We start from the raw sequence: 19,218 nt of genomic DNA, 5'->3' as shown, positions 1-19,218 counted from the left end.
GTTCGCCCAGTGGGTCTACCGGACTCGCCGCACCTGCCCCGGGCCGTCCCGGGAGCCTGGAAAACCCAGGTCGCCCGGACAGAACTCCGCCCACTGCCAGGGGGAGGCGGGGACGGTGCGGCGCCTGCGAGGCTGCCGCGTGCGGCAGCCTCTGATGCCCGAGCCGCGCGTGGTGGCGACTCGGGCATCAGCATGGTGACCACCGGCCCGGGCAACGGGGGCAACCCGGGGCCGGCGGTGTCTTTCCGTCAGCCGTCGGCGGAGTCTCCGCCATTGCGGTGGCTTGTCTCAGTTTCCCTGGCCGGGACCGATCAGGGACGTGAGCGGGCAGGCGGGCTGCCAGTGGGGATCGAAGCGGCGGCGCAGGCCGGCCACCGCCTCGATGCCGCGCAGCGTCACCTCGGGGGAGGTCGACAGGCCGGCGGAGCCGAGGAGGCCGGGGGCAGCGGCCCGGACGGCGGCCTCGGGCAGGCCGTGCCGCAGCAGAGCCGCCTCGATGCCCGGTGCGCCGGAGGACAGCAGTTCCTCGGTGCTCATGCGGCAGACCTCGGCGTAGGCGCGGGTGTGCCACGCGGTGGCGGTCTCACGCGGGGTGACCACCACGTTGGTGATGAGGTCGGGTGCGACCTGGAGGTGGCCGCCTACGCGCGGGAAGCCCTGCTCGGCGGCGAGGACGTCGAACGGCGGGTGGAGTGTGGTCCCGTCCACGGCGTTCGTCGGCAGGGCCCGGAATCTCTGCAAGGTGCCCCCCACCGGGACGAGCTGATCGTCGGTCACCGGTGAGCCGGCGACGTCGGCGAGTACGGCGCGCAGCACGAACGCGAAGGCGCTGCGCGCGTTGTCGACCGCCCACCGGTCTGTGGGGAGCGGGTTTCCGGGACGGCGGTGAACAGCCAGTTCACCCATGCCCTCGGCCCGCACGGCCACGGGATCCCGTTTCAGCAGCGCGCGGAGCAGGTGGTCGGGCGAGGTGTGCATGATGTCGTAGTCGTCATCGTTCCAGCCGGCCATCTGCTGGTCGGAGGAAGCGACCTGCACGAGGTTCACCTCGAGCCCGGCGTGCTGAAAGTACCCGGACTGGATGGCGTGGTGGAGATGCACGAGGCCGGAGCCGGGGAAGACCCCCACAGTCAGTCTGCGGGTGGGCTCGCCCGGCGGCCGCAGTGCGCTCAGCGCGGGAAGCATGACGAACTCCCTTGCATGGTGGTTCCTTTGCGTCGGAAGGCAGGACGTTCAGGCCGCTGGTTCGGGGCGGTCCGGCGGCCGTGTGACGACGGTCAGGCGGGCTTCGCTTCCTGGTTGGTGATGAAGTCGGCCGGCGGCTCCCCGGGGCTCCAGACGGCGGCCGGGAGGTCTTCCCAGTCGGTCGGCTGCCAGTTCTCGGTGATGCAGTCCATGTCGCTGGAGTACTCGATCCAGCTGCCCCAAGGGTCCTGGATGTAGTGGAAGAGGTTCGAGCCGAGGGTGTGACGGCCCAGGCCCCAGCCCTTCGTGAAGCCCTCGGCGGCCATGTTCCGCGCGCCCCTGGCGATCTGGTCGATGTCGGACACCATCCAGCTGGAGTGGTGCAGTCCGGGGTGCTCGCCCGGGACGAAGCCGAAGACGTGGTGGTCGCCGGGCCCCGAGTTCAGGAAGACGGGTCCGCCGACGATGCGGTCCGACAGGCGCAGCCCGAGCGTGCGGGTGTAGAAGGCCTCGGAGGCGCTGACGTCGGAGCTGAAGATCAGCATGTGGCCGAGACGCTGAGGGCTGGTCTCGTCGGTCGCGTTCCGCCAGCGGGCCTGGTCGATCCGGCGGACCCGGTCGCCGATGTTGGCGTCGTTCGCGTCCGTGGTCCCGAACGCGCGCCAAGGGGCGATCCGTTCGTCACGCAGGTTGATGAGGTTCCCCTCGTGATCGCGGAACCACAGCCCGCCGGGAACCTCGGCCGGCGCTTCCAGCAGCTTCAGGCCCAGGCCTTCCAGGTGCCGCTGCCACTCGGGCAACGAGTCCGGCTCCACCGCGAACGCCACATGGTGAAGCCGCTTGACCGGCCCCTCCATCAGCAATGTCTGGTCCTGCTCCCGGCCGTCGCAACGGATCACGACCGCGTTGCCACGCTCCGCCGCCTCCAGCCCGAACGCGCTGTAGAAGCTCGCCCCCGTATCCAGTGACGGCACCTGGAGTCCGTAGTGCTGGAGACCGATGACACGCAACATGTGCACTCCTCATGGTTCCGGTGAACCCGCGTCCCGCACGGGCACCCAAAGCTAAGTGTGTACACCTTTTGGGTTGGGTGTCCAGAGGTCACCTAAACCTTTTCCGTGTCGGTATCCCGGATCGCGAAGGCAACGTCAGCCGTGCCCCTTGCCAGGAGTCGATGATCCGCAGGAGGTGGGCACACGTCGGACGTCGAGAGGCCGAGGGGAGGTTCGACGGGCCCCGCGTCGACCGCAGCGTGGCCCGCATCCCGCAGGGGCAGCCGCCGCCGATCGCCGTGCGCCCCGAGTGCACTCTTCCTCTGTCGAAGTGTATGCACTATGGTGCTCCTGCTTTCGTAGAGCCGCTTGCCGGAGGAAACATGACACCGTCTGAATGGTCGCTGGTGCAGTACCGGGTCGATGACTCGGAGAAAGTCGCCGTCGGTGCGTACACCGACGCAACCGTGGTCCAGGGGCCGCCCGGGACCGAAGGCCTGACGCTGATGGAGGTGTTGGGCCGGTGGGAGTCACTCACGCCGCTGTTCCGGGACTGGACGCCGGCCACGTCCGACGCCGTCGCGGGCGCCCGGCTCGCTCCGCCGCTGACGTATCCCGGCAAGGTGCTCTGCGCGGGCGCCAACTACTGGGACCACATCGCCGAGATGGGCTGCGAACGCCCCGACGAGCTGGGGGACCCGTTCTTCTTCCTCAAGCCGCCGACTACGGCCGTGACGGGACCGGGGGACGCGGTGCCACTGCCCGCCTACCCGGGTGCCCGCGTCGACTGGGAGGCCGAACTGGCCGTCGTCATCGGCCGTGGCGGACGCAACCTCACCGCCGAGCAGGCCATGGACCATGTGGCCGGCTACATGGCGGCGAACGACGTCTCGGCCCGGGACCGGATCAAGGCCGCCAAGCCGGTCGCCGAGCCGTTCACCTTCGACTGGGTCAGCCACAAGGGACAGGACGGCTTCTGCCCGCTCGGCCCCGGACTGGTGCCCGCCTGGCAGATCACCGACCCGCAGAACCTCCGGATCCAGCTCAGCGTCAACGGTGTGCTGAAGCAGGACTCGTCCACCGCGCAGATGATGGTGAAGATCCCGGCAGTGATCGCGGCGGCCAGCCGCATCACCCGCCTGGAACCGGGCGACGTCATCCTCACCGGCACACCCGCCGGCTGCGGAGTGCCGCGCGGCGAGTTCCTCGCCGCCGGGGATGCGATAGTCATTGAGATCGAGCGGATCGGTCGCCTGGAGAACACGGTGGTGGCGTCATGAACAGCACTTTGCCCCTTGCCGACCTCGGCTGGTCGCCGGCGCTGCCGGTTCCCGCGACCATGCGGGCCATGCTGTTCCGCACGTTCGGACCGCCGGATGTGCTGGAACAGGCCACGGTGGACACACCCCGCCCCGGTCCCGGCGAGGTTCTCGTTCAGGTCGCCGCGGTCGGCATCGGCCGCCTGCTCGACCTCACGGCACGCGCGGGCGACCACCCCTACGCCACGATCGAACCGCCCCACATCCTGGGCGCGGACCACGCCGGCACCGTCGCCGCCCTGGGAGAGGGCGTGGACTCCGTACAGGTCGGCGACCGCGTGGCCGTACTGCCCGGTGTCGCCTGCGGCGACTGTGCCTACTGCGCGGACGGCCGCGAAGAGGTCTGCGACTCCCTGACCGTGATAGGCACCCACCGCCCCGGCGCCTACGCGCAGTACTGTGCGGTGCCGGCACGCAACGTCCACACGGTCCCGGACGGCATTCCGGCCGCGATGGCCGCCTCGCTCGCACTCCTCGGCCCGGTCGCCGCCAACCAGATGACCCAGGCAGGGCTCCGCCCCGGACACTGGGTACTCGTGCAGGGTGCGTCTTCCGCGCTCGGCTCCACGACGGCCGCCTACGCCCAGCACCTGGGCGCGAAGATCATCTCGACCTCCCGCTCGGCGGAGAAGCGCGCGGCCATGGCCGCGGCGGGAGCCGACGTCGTGCTCGACACCAACGCGCCGGACTTCATGGAGCGCGTACGCGAGGTGACCGGCGGTCGCGGTGTCGACATCGCCGTCGACAACCTCGGTGACCCGGCCGTCTGGGACGCCACCGTCGACTCCCTGACCCGGGGCGGCACCGTGGTGACCTCCGGCGCCTTCCTCGGCGGCCAGGTCAAGATCGACCTGCGTCGCGTGTACTCCGACTGCCACCGCATCATCGGGGTACGCACGGGCAACCCGGCCGCCGTGAGGGAGCTGTGGACGCAGGTGGAGAACGGGTTCCGCGCGGTGGTCGACCGCACCTTCCCCATCGCCCGGGCAGCCGATGCCCACCGCTACATGGAGGACGACAACAGTCTCGGGCGGGTGGCACTCACCCTGGGCCACCAGGACTGGGAGGTGTAAGGAACAAGGCACTCACAGGACGCGGCCTCCCACGTCCTGTGCGGTTCCCTCACGGTCGGGGCCGCCCCGGGTTCCCATGGAGAGCATGTCCCCGAGGGAGAGGCTCTCCAGCCGGCCGGCTCCGGCATCAGGACTGGCCGTTCCCCGCGATCCCGAGCGCGGTCCGCGTGGCCGCCGGCTCGTACTCCGGGGCGATGTCCGCCAGGACGTTCAAAGCGGTACGCGCGAGATGGCGGGCGATCACACGTGCCGCCTCGTCCGAGTCACTCAGACGCAGTGCGTCCAGCAGCGCCTCGTGGTCTGCGTGCGCGCGGGGCCATGAGCTGGGCATGCCCAGCTGGGCCAGCCGGATGTAGCGCTCGCTGTGCTCACCGAGCGGTGCCAGCATGCGCTGGAGATGCGGCCCCACGGCCCCCGTCGCGATGCCGTGGAACTCTCTGTGCGCGGCGTGCCACTTGTCCGGCTGTTCCTGGCCCGCGAGTTCCCGCATGCGCTGCACGGCTTCGCCCATACGCTCCAGGTCCCCCGCGTCGAGCGACTTGGCTGTCAGGTTCACGGCGAGCGTCTCGAGCATGATGCGAGCTCCGTAGACACCGTCCAGGTCCTCGGGGTCCACTCCCCGCACCCTCGCCCGCTGGTCGGGCCGCGCGTCGATGAGCCCCTCTTCCTGAAGCAGCCGGAACGCCTCACGCATCGGTGTGCGGCTGACGCCCAGCTTGCGTGCCATCTCGGCCTGAAGCAGGGCCGAGCCGGGAGGCAGCTCACCGCTCAAGATCATGGCCCGCAGTCGTGCGTGGACGTCCAGGGCCAGACGGCGTCCTCCCACGGGCTGCCCGGGTTCGTCGACCGGCGGCTCGGCAGAGACCTGCGCCTCGACTCCGCTCTCCGCCGACTGTTGCTCCCGGGGAATGTCGCTGCCCCTCGTGCTCATGCCCAGAGTCTAGTGATGTGTATGCAGATCAAGTAGCCAAAAGGCGCGGCAGCAGGGACCTGACCCGAAACAGCTTGCCAGGACCGTGATCCGTTTGCTGGGATACTGTATCCACTGGGGCGCGCGGGGCCGTCTCGGCGGCGGTCGGGACCCTGGTTTGAAGTGAAGCGGCGGCGCAGATCGGTTACCGCGTCCACGCCGTGCGGGGCCACGCCGGGTGACCCTCGACAGACCGCGGACCCGAGGTGCCCGGCGGCGGCCACGGGCGAGCTGTCGCACTACAGCCGCCGCCGCGCCTTCCGTGGGTCAGTCGTCCCGAAGTGCCAGGTGCCGATGGCGGCGCAGCGGGTGTTTCGGTAAGTGCCGCGCGCCATCGGCGCCGCACCACTCCGAGACCGACCCTCCCGAAGGCGCGACGAGTCAGTGCGGATCACCCGGAGTGCTTGAGCCGGCCAGCCATTTCGCACCTTCCTCGTAGAGACGCTGCACGACCTCACCCTTCAGGCCCGGCAGCCCGGTCTTCACCGTGAAGCCCGCCTTGGTCTGCAGGTATGCGAGATGGCGGTAGCCGGCGGGGAAACGGGCCAGCAACTCCCCGTCCAGGTTGAGCGTCGCGGACGGATCAACAAGGTCGAGACGGTCCTTCTCGTAGATGGGCTGTCGGCGGACGATCTTCCACGCGCCCTCGTGACGCGCGCAGAAGTCGTAGAAGCGTCCCGTACAGACGACATCGACCTCGACGCCGTCGACCTCCGCCCGCTGGTTGATGGTCATCTTGGTCTGGGTGATGGCGCGGTCGCCCACGACATCGGCGGTGTGTCCGCCCAGGAAGTGCAGGATGCTGACGCCGTTTTCGAAGCCCTCCCGGCTGACGGCGATGAAGTCCGGTGCCGGACCCTGGAACCATGTCGCCGTCATCCAGCCCTCCGCTGGATGCCACACGGTGGCGAACCGTTCCCAGTCTCCGGCGTCGCGCCACAGTGCCCAGTTCTCGACGAGGCGACGGAGCTCGTGCTGATCTGTCTCCGGCATGGAAGACCTCCATTGAGTGTCGTACGACTGCAGCCGGGCCTCGTCCGCCATCGGACGGCCATGAATCGCGGCGGCCCGTGGTCCAAGGGCGCGATGGAGCCGACGTCGAGCACGGCCGGAACGCCCAGAGGGAACGGGTATCGGCCTGGGCCCACGAATAGCCGAACGGTAATACCTCACCGTCAGCAGGTCGAATGATCCCTACGCATGCGATATATAACTGAGGTGAATAGCTACTCACGACCGACGCGCCCCATGGTCGGCCTGCACCGCGTCGATCTCAATCTGCTCCCGCTGCTGGCCGCCCTTCTGGAACACCGCAGCGTCACTCGCGCCGCCCAGGCGGTCGGGCTGACGCAACCGGCCATGAGCAACGCCCTGCAACGGCTGCGGCGCACGCTCGGTGACGAACTCCTCATCCGGGTCGGGCGGGAGTACGTGCTCACCACCCGTGCCGACGCGCTGATCGAACCGGTCAACCTGATTCTGGAGACCGTGACAAGCCAGGTCCTCACGCCTCCGGTCTTCGATCCGGCGACTTCGGACCGCACCTTCCGTATCGCCGCGTCCAGCGCCTCGGCTCTGACGGTCCTTCCCGCCTTGAGCGCCCTGGTCGCCGCCTCCGCTCCGGGTGTCCGTCTGCACCTGGAAGCACCCGCGTCGTCAATGGACCTCACCCGCAGCGAGGCGACCGCGGACGTGGCGTTGCTGCCGGACACCATGTCCACCTCGCTGCCGAGGGAACGGCTCTACGACGAGAGCTGGGTGGTGGTCGCCGACGCGAACAACGACCGCATCGGTGCGGCGCTGACCGTCGACGACCTCTCCCGGTTGCCTCATGTGGTGTTCGAGTGGGAGCAAGGACGGGTCGGCGCGCAGCAGGCAATCGCCAGGATGATCCCCGATCTCCACGTACAGGTAGTCGTCTTCGAGTTCCTGATGATCCCCTCGGTGGTGAGCGGCACGAACATGATCGCGTTGTTGCACCGCCGGCTGGCTCAGCAGCTGGCGCCGCGGAACGGGCTGCGAATCATGGAGCCCCCTCTCCCTCTGCCCCCTCTTGGAGTCGATCTGGTGTGGAACCCGCGTGGCGCCGGCGATCCCGGCCTTGCGTGGCTGCGGGAGCAACTGATGCGGGCTGTTCATTGATGATGTGATTGCGAACCATTTTCAACATTCATTGGACTCATACATGCTGGGTGCTTAGCGTGTCGGTGACCGGAGGCACCGCTCCCCGAGGCAGGTGTACACCGGCCTGATGGCGTGCCCCTGCCCTTGCTTCTCACCACGGACCTGACTCCTGGCAGAACCGGCCGACTTCGGCCGCGCAGGTCGTGGTCGCATGCCGCCCGAATCCCCGTCGCCGCTGTCCCACCGCGAGGGCGGCGCGTCACCAACCCGGAGGAGGAGAACCGTCATGTTCCCGCTGAATTCCTGGTATGCCGCGGCCTGGGACACCGAACTGGGTCGCAGCCTGCTGCCGCGCACCATATGCGAGCGCCCGCTCGTGCTCTACCGCACGACGTCCGGGAAGGCGGTGGCGCTCGCCGATGCCTGCTGGCACCGCCTTGTGCCGCTGTCGATGGGAGAGCTGCACGGTGACGACGTCGTCTGCGGCTATCACGGAATTGCCTACGGACCGAACGGCCGCTGCACTCGGATGCCTGCCCAGGAGACCCTCAACCCGTCCGCCGCGGTCGCTTCGTACCCGGTCGTGGAGCGGCACCGGTTCGTCTGGGTCTGGCTCGGCGACCCTGCGGCGGCCGATCCCGAGCTCGTCCCCGATCTGCACTGGAACGACGATCCGCAGTGGGCCGGGGACGGCGAGAGCATCACCGTCGACTGCGACTACAGGCTGGTCCTCGACAATCTCATGGACCTCACCCACGAGCAGTTCCTCCACGCCGACAGCCTCGCCAGCGACGAGCTCTCCGAGTCCGAACCCGAGGTGGCCCACGACGACCATTCGGTCACGCTCACCCGGTGGATGCGGGGAATCGAGGCACCACCCTTCCTCGGCATGCAGTTGCGCCGCAAGAACCCCGCCCATGACGGGCCCGTCGACCGGTGGCAGGTCATCCGCTACACCGCTCCCTCGACGATCACCATCGACGTCGGTGTCGCACCGACCGGAACCGGCGCACCGGAGGGCGACCGGAGCGCCGGCGTCAACGGTCGCGTGCTCAACACGGTGACCCCCGCCACGGCCGGCACCTGCCACTACTTCTGGGCCTTCACCCGCAACTACCACCTCCACGACCAGAGCCTGACCACCCTGCTCCGTCAGAGCGTGTCCCGGGTGTTCGGCCAGGACACCGAGATGCTCAACGCGCAGCAGCGGGCGATCGAGGCCAACCCGGGACACGAGTTCTACAACCTCAACATCGACGTCGGCGGAATGTGGGTGCGCCGGATCGTCGACGCACAGATCGCTCGGGAACAGGGACGGGACCGCACGCCCCCGAGCCGCCTGGCCGCCGTCGCGTCCACGACGAGGGAGACGGCATGACAAGCACCACCGGCGCCCGGAAGCAGCTCACCGGTTCCGGCCCAGACGGATCCACGGCCCACACGGCGGTCGTGGTGGGACGTACCGAACTCGCGCCGGACATCGTCGAACTGGTGCTTCACCCGTCCAGGCCGGTTCGGTCGGTGCCTCCGGGCAGTCATGTCGACATCACCGTCCCCTTGCCGGGCGGGCCCGAGACGCGTTCCTACTCGCTGGTGGACCACGGCCATGACGACGGGCTGCTCCGCGTCGCCGTACGGCTCCAGCGGGACGGCCGCGGGGGATCGCGGTGGATGCACGACCTGCGCCCCGGCTCGGAGATCGTGTTCGTCGGCCCGGTCGACGGGTTCCCGCTCAGCCCGGGGTGTCCGCCGAGTGTGCTGCTCGCCGGTGGTATCGGCATCACACCCATCGTCGGGCTCGCCTCTGCCCTGCTTTCAAGAGGCGCTGATTATCAGCTGGTCTACGCCGGCCGGTCCCGCGAGAACATGGCCTTCGTCGAGGAGCTGGAGCGGGAACACCCCGGCAGGGTGCGGGTGGTCGAGGACCGTAACGGTGATCTCGTCGACCCGGACGAGATCGTTGCTTCCCTGCCCGAGGGGGGCGTGCTGTACGTCTGTGGCCCGATGGGGCTGCTGTCGGCCGTACAGGCAGCCTGGGGGCGCGCCGCCAGGCCACCCGGCGGACTCCGCTTCGAGACGTTCGGCACGAGTGGGGATCTGCCCGCGGCACGCTTCCGCGTGGATGTTCCGGCGCGCGGGCTGAGCTTCGACGTACCCGTCGGCACCAGCCTCCTCGACGCCCTCGAAAGCGCTGGGGTGGAGATGATGTACGACTGCCGCCGGGGCGAGTGCGGCCTGTGCCGGGTCGCGGTACTCGACGTGGCGGGCAAGGTCGATCACCGGGACGTGTTTCTCTCGGAACGTCAGCGGGCCGAGCACCGAGTGATGTGCTCCTGCGTCTCCCGGGTGGTGGGCGCCTCCGTCACCATCGACTGCTGAACCCGACCGGCCGCCGCCACCTGTCATGTTTGCGGCACAGGTGGCGGCGCGGGAACGCTGTGCGCTCGGGCTTCGAGGCGGCATACGGGAGCGGGAGGCCCTGCTCCGTCCAGGTGCATGTGCCATCGGGGAGAGAGCGGGAGCCCCAGCGGCGGCAGAGCGGTGACGAGCTGCAGGTCGCGTTCGCCTTCGTCGGTGCGACTGGCATGCCGGTTTCAGGCGGTCTCCTTCGAGCACCTGGAACTCCAGCCCGTCGGTGCCGAAAAGGGGCGAGGACGAACTCGGTGACGGCCGCACGACGTCATCGCAGGTGACGGCCTCCGCGAGTGCGGCGGCCGGCTCACCCATGCGTACTGATCGTGATCGCTCCTCGGCCGCATCCGGCCCGGAGGCGGCCGAGGAGCCCGCAGCACCGCCCATGCGCGAACCGGCGCCCGGCCAACGCGCGCAGCAGGGACCGCTGGGTCTCATCGCGCTCACCGGACTCTGTCGTGAGCACGGACAGCACACCGACCGGGCCGTCGGAGCCGGGAAGGGGCAGGGCCACCCTGCCGGACGCGCCGATGCCCAGGCTGTCTCCCGCGACGCCGGCGAACGCACGACGTCGTACGGCGAGCGCCACGTCCTGTTGATCGAGGAGATCTGCCCACACCGCCGCACGTTCCGGAGCGAGCCCACTGTCCGCTGTGAGGCGTAGCCTGCCGGTCGCGCCGTTGCGCCGGTGCACCAGGCCGTCCAGGCCGTCCAGGCAAGTCGTCGCGTGTTCCAGGACGACGCCCAGTGTCTTGGTGTCCCCCTTCCCGCCGCCTCAGAGGTCTTCGCCCGGGGTCGACGGGAAGTCCGGCTGCCGACGCTCGGGCTCAGCTCCTGGGGGCCCTCACGGGTTCACCCTGCCCAGCTGTCACCGCACGTCCTGCCCGGCTGAGGACATGCCCCGGCGATCGCCCTCACTCCCAAACAAAACGCACAGCTCAGGGCGTCGTCAGCGCCTCTCGCACGGCCATGTCCGCGTCGTGCCCGTAGATCCACCCGTTGTGCGCGAAGGGGTCCGCGTTCGCGAACGACGCGTCCCTCGCCTCCTGGGCCGGCCCGTCGGGCAGGTGATTGCTCTCCGCCCTGCCGCGGCTCAGCTGCTGTACCCGGGTGGCGCGCGGGCGGCGGATGTCCTCGTAGCGGCGCAGCGCGGCAGACGGGTCTTCCGGCCGGTCGGTGAGGCAGCCCGCCAGAACGGCGGCGTCTTCCATCGCCTGCGCCGCTCCCTGAGCGAAGAAGGGGAACATCGGGTGCGCCGCGTCTCCCAGCAGCGCGACGGGTCCGTTCGTCCAACGGGGCAGCGGGTCCCGGTCGAGCAGCGCCCACCGCCCGACCCGTTCCGCGGCCGCGAGCAGCACTCCCAGATCGTCCGACCACCCGGAGAACTCGGCGCGCAGGTCCGCGATCCGTGCCTCGGCCGACCACGACTCCGTCGTCCAGTCGTGTGCCGGCCCGAAGGCGACGATGTTGATCTGCGTGCCCGCGGAGATCGGGTAGTGGACCAGGTGGCGGTCGGGGCCGAGCCAGAGCGTCTGGACCGGACGGCACGCGAAGGCCGGTGCGAGTTTTGCTGGCACGAGGCATCGCCAGGCACAGATGCCCGAGAGCCGCGGTGCTCCCGCTTCGGCCACGTAGCGTCCCACGGTGGTGTGGACGCCGTCGGCCCCGACGACGACATCGGCGAACTCCCGTGATCCATCGGTGAAGGCCAGCTCGACGCCTTCGTCCATCCGATGGAGACCGGCGAGCCGCATCCCCAGGCGGAGCGATGTTTCGGGGACCGCTCCGCGCACGGCGTCGAGCAGATCGGCGCGGTGTGCGACATAGCTCCGCTCGCCGAAGCGCCGCTCGCATTCCTCGCCGAGGTCCTGGGAGAACAGCACGCGCCCGTCCTCCCAGCGCCGGAACTCCCATCCGACCTCCAGCGGCACCGCGCGCTCGCGAAAGCGGTCCAGCCGGCCGAGGCCGCGCAGCAGTCGCACCGCGTTGGGGGAGACGACGAGGCCGGCTCCGACCTCGGTCAGGGCCGGGGCCTGCTCGTACACGGTCGCCTCGATCCCGGCGCGGTGCAGGAACGCCGCGGTGGCCAGACCGCCGATGCCTCCGCCGACCACGGCGACGCGCAGGCCGGGCACGGGTCTGTCGTCCTGGTTGGTCATTCACCGGCTCCTTCGGTGGAAGCGGTGCCTGTCCCCGCGGTGTGCGCGGGCGCGAGGACGATGTCGAAGCGCACGCTGGACCAGGTACGGCTCCCGAGATCGCGTCCGTCCGGCGTGGGGGTGCCCGCGGGGTGCTCCACGAAGTCGTGGATGAGCGAGTCCTTGACACCGAACACGGCGTCGGAGATGAGGAGTTCGTCGCCCCGGACGAAGATGTGGGTGATCAGGGTTCGCTTTCCCTCGGACCGGACGTCGAAGTGCAGGTGCGAGGCGCGCATCGGGGAACGGCCGACGGAGGCGAGCAGGGCGCCGACAGGGCCGTCGTGCGGGATGGGGTACGGGGTCGGGGTGATCGCCCAGAACCGGTAGTGGCCCCTCTCGTCGGCGACCAGATGCCCCCGCGCCGCCGTGCGGTCGTCGTCGTACTGCACGTCGTAGAAGCCGTCCTCGTCGGCTTCCCACACCTCGATGCGTGCCCCTGGGACGGGTTCCCCGTCGGTGCCGGTGACCGAGCCCTCGACCCAGCACGGCTGTCCGGCGGCGCCGAAGGAGATGTCCCCGCCCAGCGGGACCCCGGGCGAGCCCTCGACGAAGAACGGGCCGAGCACCGTCGCCTCGGTCGCGTTCGCGTATGCCTCGTTGTTGATCGCGATCGTCTGCATGGACGCCCCCAGGACGTCCGACAGCAGGATGAACTCCTGGCGCTTGTCGTCGGTGATGTGTCCGGCCGCGGTGAGGAACTCGATCGCGGACGCCCACTCCTCCTCGGTCAGCCGCACCTCGCGCAGGAACGCGTGCAGGTGCCGGGTCAGCGCTTGCATCAACCGCTTCAGCCGCGGGTCCTCGGCCGTGTCGAACGAGGCCACGACCTGCTCGACCAGGGCCTGCTCACGCGCCTGCTGGTCAGCTGCCACCTGTGCGCCTGCGTCGCTCTGCTCACTCATCATCAGTTCTCCTTGCCTTCGATCATCGCGCTCGGGTCCGTGCCCGCCCACGCCGAACGCAGCAGGCGCCGGAGATCGTGGGCCGTCACCCGACGGGGATTGCTGTCCGGGACCACGTCCAGGACGGCCTGCACGGCGTTGTCGGCATCGGCCTCTTCCAGCCCGTAGTCGCGCAGCGCCTGCGGCGCGTCCACGTCCTGCCGGAGCCGCTCCAGGCCTTCGATCGCCGACTCCGCGCCGAGTGCGGCCGCGATCCGTTGCTCGGCTTCCGGGGCGGCGGACGCGTTGAACGCCAGTACGTAGGGCAGCACCACCGCATGGGTCTGGGCGTGTGGCAGGTCGTACATACCGCCCAGGACATGGCAGATCTTGTGATGCAGCCCCGAACCCGCCGACGAGAAGGCCACCGCCGACAGATACGTCCCATACAGCATCCGCTCACGGCCCCACAGGCCCGTCGGATCGGCCACCACGGCGGGCAGTCCGGTCGCGAGCGCGCGGATTCCCTCTGCCGCCAGCGCACGGTCGATCGGGTCCACGCGGGGGCCCCACATCGCGTCGACGCAGTGCGCCAGCGCGTTCAGCCCCGATGCGACACTCATCGGCACCGGCAAGGACACGGTCAGTGTCGCGTCGTAGACGATGGACCGGGGCAGGACCCTCGCGTCCACGCCTGTCGTCTTGCTCGCCTGTTCGGTCAGCCCCCACACACTCGTGGCCTCCGACCCCGCGTACGTGGTCGGGATGGCCACTATGGGAACATCCGCCGTCAACGCGATCGCCTTCGCCAAGCCGGTGGTGGACCCCCCACCCACACTGACCACGCAGTCCACGCGGTGCCGGGCCGTGGCCGCGCGCGCCCGCTCGGCCACCTCCACGGGAACGTGCATCACCACCTCGCTCCACCGCAGCACGACCGGTAGACCGGCGGTGACTTGCTGCGCGAGCTCGGTCTCCGTGACGGCCGCGATCACCATCACCCGCGCAGCACCGAGCCGTTCCACCTCGGCCCGCACCGTCGCAGCCGCCTCGCCCGAGGCGAAACACACCCTCTGTGGCAGAGTCTCGTGCTCGAACCGCGTCGATGACCTGTCTGCCCAGTCGGCGTCATCGCCGCCGAGGGCTCGCGACATCCCGGTCATAGGCATGTCCTGGCTCCTTTCATCCGTGAGCGAGATGGACGCGACCTCGCCCACGAGCGACAGTGGACGGCTGTGCCGGTCCGGCCAAGGGCCGCGTCGGGCTCGTCGTCGGGTAGGGCCGCTCTTCCCTCTCCGTGGCCCAGTCCGGATGGGCGGAACGCAGACGGCGGGCCGAAGCGAACCTTCGGGGGCGGCTGCCCTGCTCGAGGACGGGTTGTCCCGACCAGTGAGGGCCTCGGGGCCCGGGACAGAGATTGGTGCACCAGCCCCACGTCGGTCAGTACGATGTCCGGTGAATGGACACTCGCCCCGCGCGCACGTACATCCGCGGGCCAGGAGGCGGGACGGGCGCGAATCCCGTCACTGTGGCGAGAGGAGCCGGAAACGGCCAACAGCAGCGACCGTGGCCGCACGGTCACTTCGCGAGCCCTGGCAATCCTGGGCGCGTTCACGCCGGAACATCCGGAGCTGACACTCGCCCAGCTGTGCCGGCTCACCGGCCTGCGTCACGCCACCGCCCATCGACTGGTCGGGGAACTGACGACGTGGGGAGCTTTGGAGCGCGTCGCGAGCGGCGCCTACGTCATCGGCCTGCGCCTGTGGGAGCTGGGTACCCTCAACCCCCGTGGACTACCGCTGCGGGTCCGTGCCATGCCCGTCATGGAAGATCTGCATGCCGCCACGCAGCAGCACGTGCAACTGGCCGTCCTCGACGGCACGGACGCCCTCGTCGTCGAACGGATCTCCGCGAGCGGAGCGGTTCCGGTGGTCTCCGGGGTCGGTGGACGGCTGCCCCTGCACGCTTCCGCCGTCGGCCAGGTATTGCTGGCCCACGCGGGCGCGGAGCTGTTCACCGAGGTCGTACGGGGCGGCCTGGACCGCTTCACGCCCAGGACCGTCACCGACCCGGTCGCTCTGCGTGTGGCGTTGGCGGAATGCCGGCGGACCGGCGCCGCCGTCGTGCGCGAGGAGATGAGTCCGGACGCATACTCGGTGGCAGCACCGGTCACCGACGCGAAAGGCCGCGTGGTCGCGGCTGTGTCCGTGGTGGGCACCGAGGCCCGTACCCATCTGCTCGTGCCCGCGGTCATGCTGGCCGGCCGGGGCATCTCCCGGGGTTTGGGGTCCGGCGACGGGACATGACACGCCTTGACGGGTCTCCATGACCATACCGGGCGTCGAAATGCATACACTTACGGTGGCTGTCGGAGTGCAACCGACCCGTCAGGCCGAGCGCCCCAGCAGCTGACGCGTGACCACGGCCTGCGGCCGGTTGCCACCCAGCGCCGCACGTGCCTCCTCGGTCGCCCGATACGCGCTCGCGGCCGCGAAGGAAGCCCCCGTGAAGTGCGGCGTGTATGCATGGATGGGCCCCTTCGGGGGCGTAGGCGAGACCGCCTCGGACGGTCGACCGCGCCCGGCCGACGCTAGAGATGAACACCGGGTTTCCTGACTCCCGCATTCACGTTTCCTGCGCCCTGCTCTTTACAGGCCCGTCATACTGTGCACACTTATCCATGCGAGGGGCGTCGCGGCGACGCAGTCAGGAACCAGCAATTGTGACCCGGAGCCCTCCGGACGGGACACGACATGAGCGAGGAGAGCCGCCGTCCTCGCATGAGCCGAGGCGTCCAGGCGTCCCGGCGGCCAGCATGCAAGAGCCGAACCCGCTGATCCGAGCGGGCATGTCTGCACCCTCCGCACATGCGGGTGGCACCGGTGGACGCCGACACGAACAACGTCCACCGCCCGCATCGAAGCGAGAGAACCCTCACCGAAAAGCGAAGCCATGTGAGAGGAACTGCCATGTACGAAAACAGTCACAGAGGAAGCCGTGGTACCACCGCCTGGCCTCCGGTGACACTGCTCGTCCTTGCGATCTGTGGCATCACGGTCATTTCGGATGGCTATGACGTCGTCATCTACGGCGCGGTGATTCCGTCGCTTCTCCACGAACCAGGGTGGGGCCTGACGCCCGCCGGTGCCGGGCTGATCGGTTCCTTCGCCCTGGTCGGGATGCTCATCGGGGCTACGACGGTCGGTACGCTCACCGACCGACTGGGGCGACGCAAGATGCTGGTCTGCTGCCTGGCCTGGTTCTCGGTGATGACGGGTCTGTGCGCGACGGCCACCTCTCCGGAGATGTTCGGCCTCTTCCGGTTCCTCGCCGGCCTCGGTCTCGGCGGCGTGCTGCCGACCGCCAGCGCACTCAGCGGTGAGTACTCGCACCCGAAGTCACGAAACCTGGTTTTCGCGATCCTCTTCAGCGGCTTTCCCATCGGCGGCATCCTCGCCGCACTCACCGGAATCTTCGTGATTCCACGGTTCGGTTGGCAGGCGATGTTCCTGCTCGGCCTCCTACCGCTGGTCCTGGTCGTGCCGCTGGCCTTCAAGCTCCTGCCCGAGTCGATCGCCTTCCTCCGGGCGCAGGGACGGCACGCGGAGGCGGAGAAGACCGCCGACCGCTGGAACATCACCTTGGACGACGAGCAGGAGGCCGTCCCGGCGTCCGAGCCGAGCCGGTCGGGAACCGACCCGGACAGCATGTCGCCGGTGCGGGCCCTGTTCTCGCGCAGCTACCTCGTGGCGACCCTGTGCTTCCTGCTGATGACATGCCTGTGCCTGTTCATGATCTACGGCTTCAACACCTGGCTCCCGGAGATCATGCGTCGGGCCGGCCACTCCGCGGGCTCCTCGCTCGGCTTCCTTCTCGTGTTCAACCTCGGAGCTGTCGTCGGCACGCTCGTCATCTCCCTGGCGGCCGACCGACTCGGCTCCAAGCCGATCATCACCACGACGTTCCTCGTGTCCAGCGTGGCCGTCATACTGCTCAGTCTGCGGTTGCCCACGACAGTGCTGTACGGGGCCGTGGCTCTGGGCGGGGTCGGGGCGATGGGAACGCAGACGTTCGTCCTCGCCTACGTCTCCAAGCACTATCCCGTCCGCATGGGCGCCACGGCGTTGGGCTGGACGCTGGGCTTCGGCCGCCTCGGCTCGATGCTGGCCCCGCCGCTGCTCGGACTCATCATCGGGGCCGGGCTGGCGTTCCAGTGGAACTTCTATGCCCTGGCCGTGCCCGGCGTCATCGGCGCTCTGCTGATCGGTCTGGTCCCCGACACGCCGGAAGCGGATGCTCGGGACGAGCAGGGGGGTGCGGCCGGGACCGCGCGTCCCCTCGCGGAACAGACGTGAGGCACATACCGACGTGACGCCCGCTTACGTGCTCGCCCCCAAGGCCACCGAGCGCACTCGCACAGGGTCTGCGGGTCAGGTGATCTCGACGTCCCGGGCCCTGGGCGTGCTGCTCGGGGGCATGACCGTGGCCAACATCGCGGGCGTACCGCTGGGCTCGTGGCTGGGGCAGGTATCCAACTGGCGGGGTCCGTTCTGGGTGCTGGCCGCCCTGCCGGCCGCCGCGGCGGCGGTCATCGGCCGGTACATCCCCGACGAGGAGCAGCGCGAAGCGCGTTCTGTCCGGGCTGAGTTCGCCGCGCTGCGCCAGGGCCGGGTCTGGCTGGCGCTGAGTGCCATCGCGTTGCTCATGGGAGGTGTCCTGGCGACCTACACCTACATCTCCCTCCTGCTCACCGAGCGGGCCCAATCCCCGCCGCCGCTGTGCCCCTGGTCCTGACCGGCTACGGTGCGGGCGCCCTGCTGGGCACCACGCTCGGCGGGCGCCTGGGTGACCGTCGGCCGCTCGCCACCCTCATCACGGCCGCCACGCGACCAGCCTGATCCTGCTCCTGCTGGTGTTCTTCTCCACGAGCCCCGTGGCGACCGTCGTCCTGGTGACGGTCATGGGGGTGACCGCGTTCGCCGCCTCCCCCGTGCTCGGCGCGCTGGTCAGGCGCTTCGCCGGTTCCGCGCCCACGCTCGCCTCCGCGCTGGCCAGTTCGTCGTCCAACGTGGGCGTCGCCGTCGGCTCCTGGGCCGCGGGTATCGCCCTGGCCTCACCGCTTGGGCAGGCCGGGCCGCCGCTGGTCGGCACGGTGACGGCCGCCCTGACCCTCGTACCGCTGACCGCACTCGTGCTGATGCGCGCCACCCGATCTGACGACCACGCCGTCACCAGCGACCCTTCACCTCGTGGTCGAGCCCGGGTGGGGTGACGAAGCCGCACCTACTCTTGGCCAGCGATTGCAACGACGCCCTGGAACGCCAGTCGATCAATCGCTGGACCCAACTCCTCCTGCCCCTCGAACTCATCGGCTCGCACATCGGCGCCGCCCGCTCCCACACCACCGGTCGACCCACGACCTGGCCTTCCGCGCCGGCACGGCGCTCTTCGGCAACCTCGGCCTCGAATGGGACCTCACCCGCACAACCGAGACCGAACGCGCCGAACTGGCCAGCTGGATCGCCCTGTACAAGCAGCTGCGCGGACTCCTGCACACCGGCCGCCTCGTACGCATCGACCACCCCGATTCCGAGCCGGCCGACTCGGCCGAGACACCCGACCTCCGCCATACGTGGGCAGTCCGGCCTGCTCGGGGGTGACCTTGGCCCGTCGCGTGCCGAGAAATTCCCGGATCTCCGCGCGGAAATCCTCACGGATGTCGCCGTTGCTGCCTTGTGGGTCGTTTCTGCCTGCTATGCGCTCCACTGTACGAGCGCTGCCGTCTGCGTGGGGGTCCCTGTCAGTGACCCCCTCATCATGGACTCCCACACTCTCTCGACAACGGGCTTTGTTGGTGGTGCACCGCCCACGGCGGTGTGAAGGGCACGGAAAGGTGGATTGTGCCGCCCGGTCTCCTGCCCCTCTGCGGCGCCGTCGGCGCTGCACGCATCACCACCGCACACACTAGTGCTGAATTCCGCTTTCGGTGGGTATAGCTACTGGTAGCGGGGTGGTTGCGGGTACTCGGGGGCGGGTGCTGGACGATGGTGTTACGGGTACG

18 protein-coding genes and 1 pseudogene are annotated in these 19,218 nt (G+C 69.5%); 10 read left to right on the top strand and 9 right to left on the bottom strand.

Going from position 1 to position 19,218, the window contains the following annotated elements; all coding sequences use genetic code 11:
* Window positions 1-288: 288 nt before the first annotated feature.
* Window positions 289-1,185, bottom strand: coding sequence for an ABC transporter substrate-binding protein (locus KUM49_RS09425; protein WP_217236288.1), 897 nt, complete (start codon window positions 1,183-1,185; stop codon window positions 289-291).
* A gap of 92 nt (window positions 1,186-1,277) precedes the next feature.
* Window positions 1,278-2,198, bottom strand: coding sequence for a VOC family protein (locus KUM49_RS09420; RefSeq protein ID WP_217236287.1), 921 nt, complete (start codon window positions 2,196-2,198; stop codon window positions 1,278-1,280).
* Window positions 2,199-2,560: 362 nt separating this feature from the next.
* Here KUM49_RS09420 and KUM49_RS09415 point away from each other — a divergent pair, with 362 nt between their 5' ends.
* Window positions 2,561-3,457, top strand: a complete 897-nt coding sequence (locus KUM49_RS09415) for a fumarylacetoacetate hydrolase family protein (RefSeq protein WP_217236286.1) — start codon at window positions 2,561-2,563, stop codon at window positions 3,455-3,457.
* Window positions 3,454-4,569: a zinc-binding dehydrogenase gene (locus tag KUM49_RS09410; protein WP_217236285.1), complete on the top strand. Its 1,116-nt coding sequence runs from the start codon at window positions 3,454-3,456 to the stop codon at window positions 4,567-4,569. The genes KUM49_RS09415 and KUM49_RS09410 overlap by 4 nt, the downstream gene beginning before the upstream one ends.
* Window positions 4,570-4,696: 127 nt before the next feature.
* Here the strand turns inward: KUM49_RS09410 and KUM49_RS09405 are convergent, their stop codons facing one another.
* Together KUM49_RS09405 and KUM49_RS09400 are read right to left on the bottom strand one after the other, a co-directional pair.
* The gene (locus KUM49_RS09405; protein WP_217236284.1) at window positions 4,697-5,500 is read right to left on the bottom strand and encodes a GntR family transcriptional regulator; all 804 of its coding nucleotides are present in this window, start codon (window positions 5,498-5,500) and stop codon (window positions 4,697-4,699) included.
* Window positions 5,501-5,920: 420 nt separating this feature from the next.
* Window positions 5,921-6,532: a nuclear transport factor 2 family protein gene (locus KUM49_RS09400; RefSeq protein WP_217236283.1), complete on the bottom strand. Its 612-nt coding sequence runs from the start codon at window positions 6,530-6,532 to the stop codon at window positions 5,921-5,923.
* A gap of 225 nt (window positions 6,533-6,757) precedes the next feature.
* On the opposite strand from KUM49_RS09400, the gene KUM49_RS09395 reads away from it, so the two are divergent.
* The 3 genes from KUM49_RS09395 to KUM49_RS09385 all read left to right on the top strand — a co-directional run bounded on the left by KUM49_RS09395 (window position 6,758) and on the right by KUM49_RS09385 (window position 10,042).
* Window positions 6,758-7,681: a LysR family transcriptional regulator gene (locus KUM49_RS09395; protein ID WP_217236282.1), complete on the top strand. Its 924-nt coding sequence runs from the start codon at window positions 6,758-6,760 to the stop codon at window positions 7,679-7,681.
* Between the two features lie 268 nt (window positions 7,682-7,949).
* Complete coding sequence (locus KUM49_RS09390) at window positions 7,950-9,041, top strand: aromatic ring-hydroxylating dioxygenase subunit alpha (RefSeq protein WP_217236281.1); 1,092 nt, start codon at window positions 7,950-7,952, stop codon at window positions 9,039-9,041.
* Window positions 9,038-10,042 carry a PDR/VanB family oxidoreductase gene (locus tag KUM49_RS09385; RefSeq protein ID WP_217236280.1) on the top strand — a complete coding sequence of 335 codons (1,005 nt, stop codon included), beginning with the start codon at window positions 9,038-9,040 and terminating at the stop codon, window positions 10,040-10,042. The genes KUM49_RS09390 and KUM49_RS09385 overlap by 4 nt, the downstream gene beginning before the upstream one ends.
* A gap of 340 nt (window positions 10,043-10,382) precedes the next feature.
* Here the strand turns inward: KUM49_RS09385 and KUM49_RS09380 are convergent, their stop codons facing one another.
* From KUM49_RS09380 to KUM49_RS09365, 4 genes are all read right to left on the bottom strand, one after another.
* Window positions 10,383-10,694 (bottom strand): hypothetical protein, encoded by a 312-nt coding sequence (locus tag KUM49_RS09380; RefSeq protein WP_217236279.1) that lies wholly within the window; start codon window positions 10,692-10,694, stop codon window positions 10,383-10,385.
* Between the two features lie 319 nt (window positions 10,695-11,013).
* Window positions 11,014-12,234 carry an FAD-dependent monooxygenase gene (locus tag KUM49_RS09375; RefSeq protein WP_217236278.1) on the bottom strand — a complete coding sequence of 407 codons (1,221 nt, stop codon included), beginning with the start codon at window positions 12,232-12,234 and terminating at the stop codon, window positions 11,014-11,016.
* A complete protein-coding gene (locus tag KUM49_RS09370) occupies window positions 12,231-13,178 on the bottom strand; it encodes a dioxygenase (protein WP_217236277.1) in 948 nt (315 codons plus the stop codon). The genes KUM49_RS09375 and KUM49_RS09370 overlap by 4 nt, the downstream gene beginning before the upstream one ends.
* A gap of 2 nt (window positions 13,179-13,180) precedes the next feature.
* Entirely contained in the window at window positions 13,181-14,311 is a 1,131-nt protein-coding gene (locus KUM49_RS09365; protein ID WP_217236399.1) for a maleylacetate reductase, read from the bottom strand.
* A 294-nt stretch (window positions 14,312-14,605) separates the two neighbouring features.
* Between KUM49_RS09365 and KUM49_RS09360 the strand changes: the two genes are divergently transcribed.
* The 5 genes from KUM49_RS09360 (at window position 14,606) to KUM49_RS09345 (ending at window position 18,817) form a co-directional block, all read left to right on the top strand.
* The gene (locus KUM49_RS09360) at window positions 14,606-15,463 is read left to right on the top strand and encodes an IclR family transcriptional regulator (protein ID WP_217236276.1); all 858 of its coding nucleotides are present in this window, start codon (window positions 14,606-14,608) and stop codon (window positions 15,461-15,463) included.
* Between the two features lie 714 nt (window positions 15,464-16,177).
* Window positions 16,178-17,512, top strand: coding sequence for an aromatic acid/H+ symport family MFS transporter (locus tag KUM49_RS09355; protein ID WP_217236275.1), 1,335 nt, complete (start codon window positions 16,178-16,180; stop codon window positions 17,510-17,512).
* 79 nt (window positions 17,513-17,591) lie between these two features.
* On the top strand, window positions 17,592-17,951 hold the full coding sequence (locus tag KUM49_RS48145) for an MFS transporter (protein WP_308406580.1): 360 nt from the start codon (window positions 17,592-17,594) through the stop codon (window positions 17,949-17,951).
* A gap of 118 nt (window positions 17,952-18,069) precedes the next feature.
* A complete protein-coding gene (locus KUM49_RS48140; RefSeq protein WP_254400987.1) occupies window positions 18,070-18,429 on the top strand; it encodes a hypothetical protein in 360 nt (119 codons plus the stop codon).
* Entirely contained in the window at window positions 18,407-18,817 is a 411-nt protein-coding gene (locus KUM49_RS09345; RefSeq protein WP_374200141.1) for an alpha-galactosidase, read from the top strand. Before KUM49_RS48140 ends, KUM49_RS09345 begins: the two co-directional genes overlap by 23 nt.
* On the opposite strand, the pseudogene KUM49_RS48135 reads toward KUM49_RS09345, so the two are convergent.
* Window positions 18,774-18,914 (bottom strand): annotated as a pseudogene (locus KUM49_RS48135) (transcriptional regulator); the annotation flags it as partial. The gene KUM49_RS09345 and the pseudogene KUM49_RS48135 overlap by 44 nt on opposite strands.
* Window positions 18,915-19,218: the final 304 nt, after the last annotated feature.

Source organism: Streptomyces sp. AC555_RSS877, from assembly GCF_019049245.1.
Classification (GTDB): Bacteria; Actinomycetota; Actinomycetes; order Streptomycetales; family Streptomycetaceae; genus Streptomyces.
Note: the sequence above shows the minus strand (reverse complement) of the source record. Positions and strands in the feature narration are given on the sequence as shown.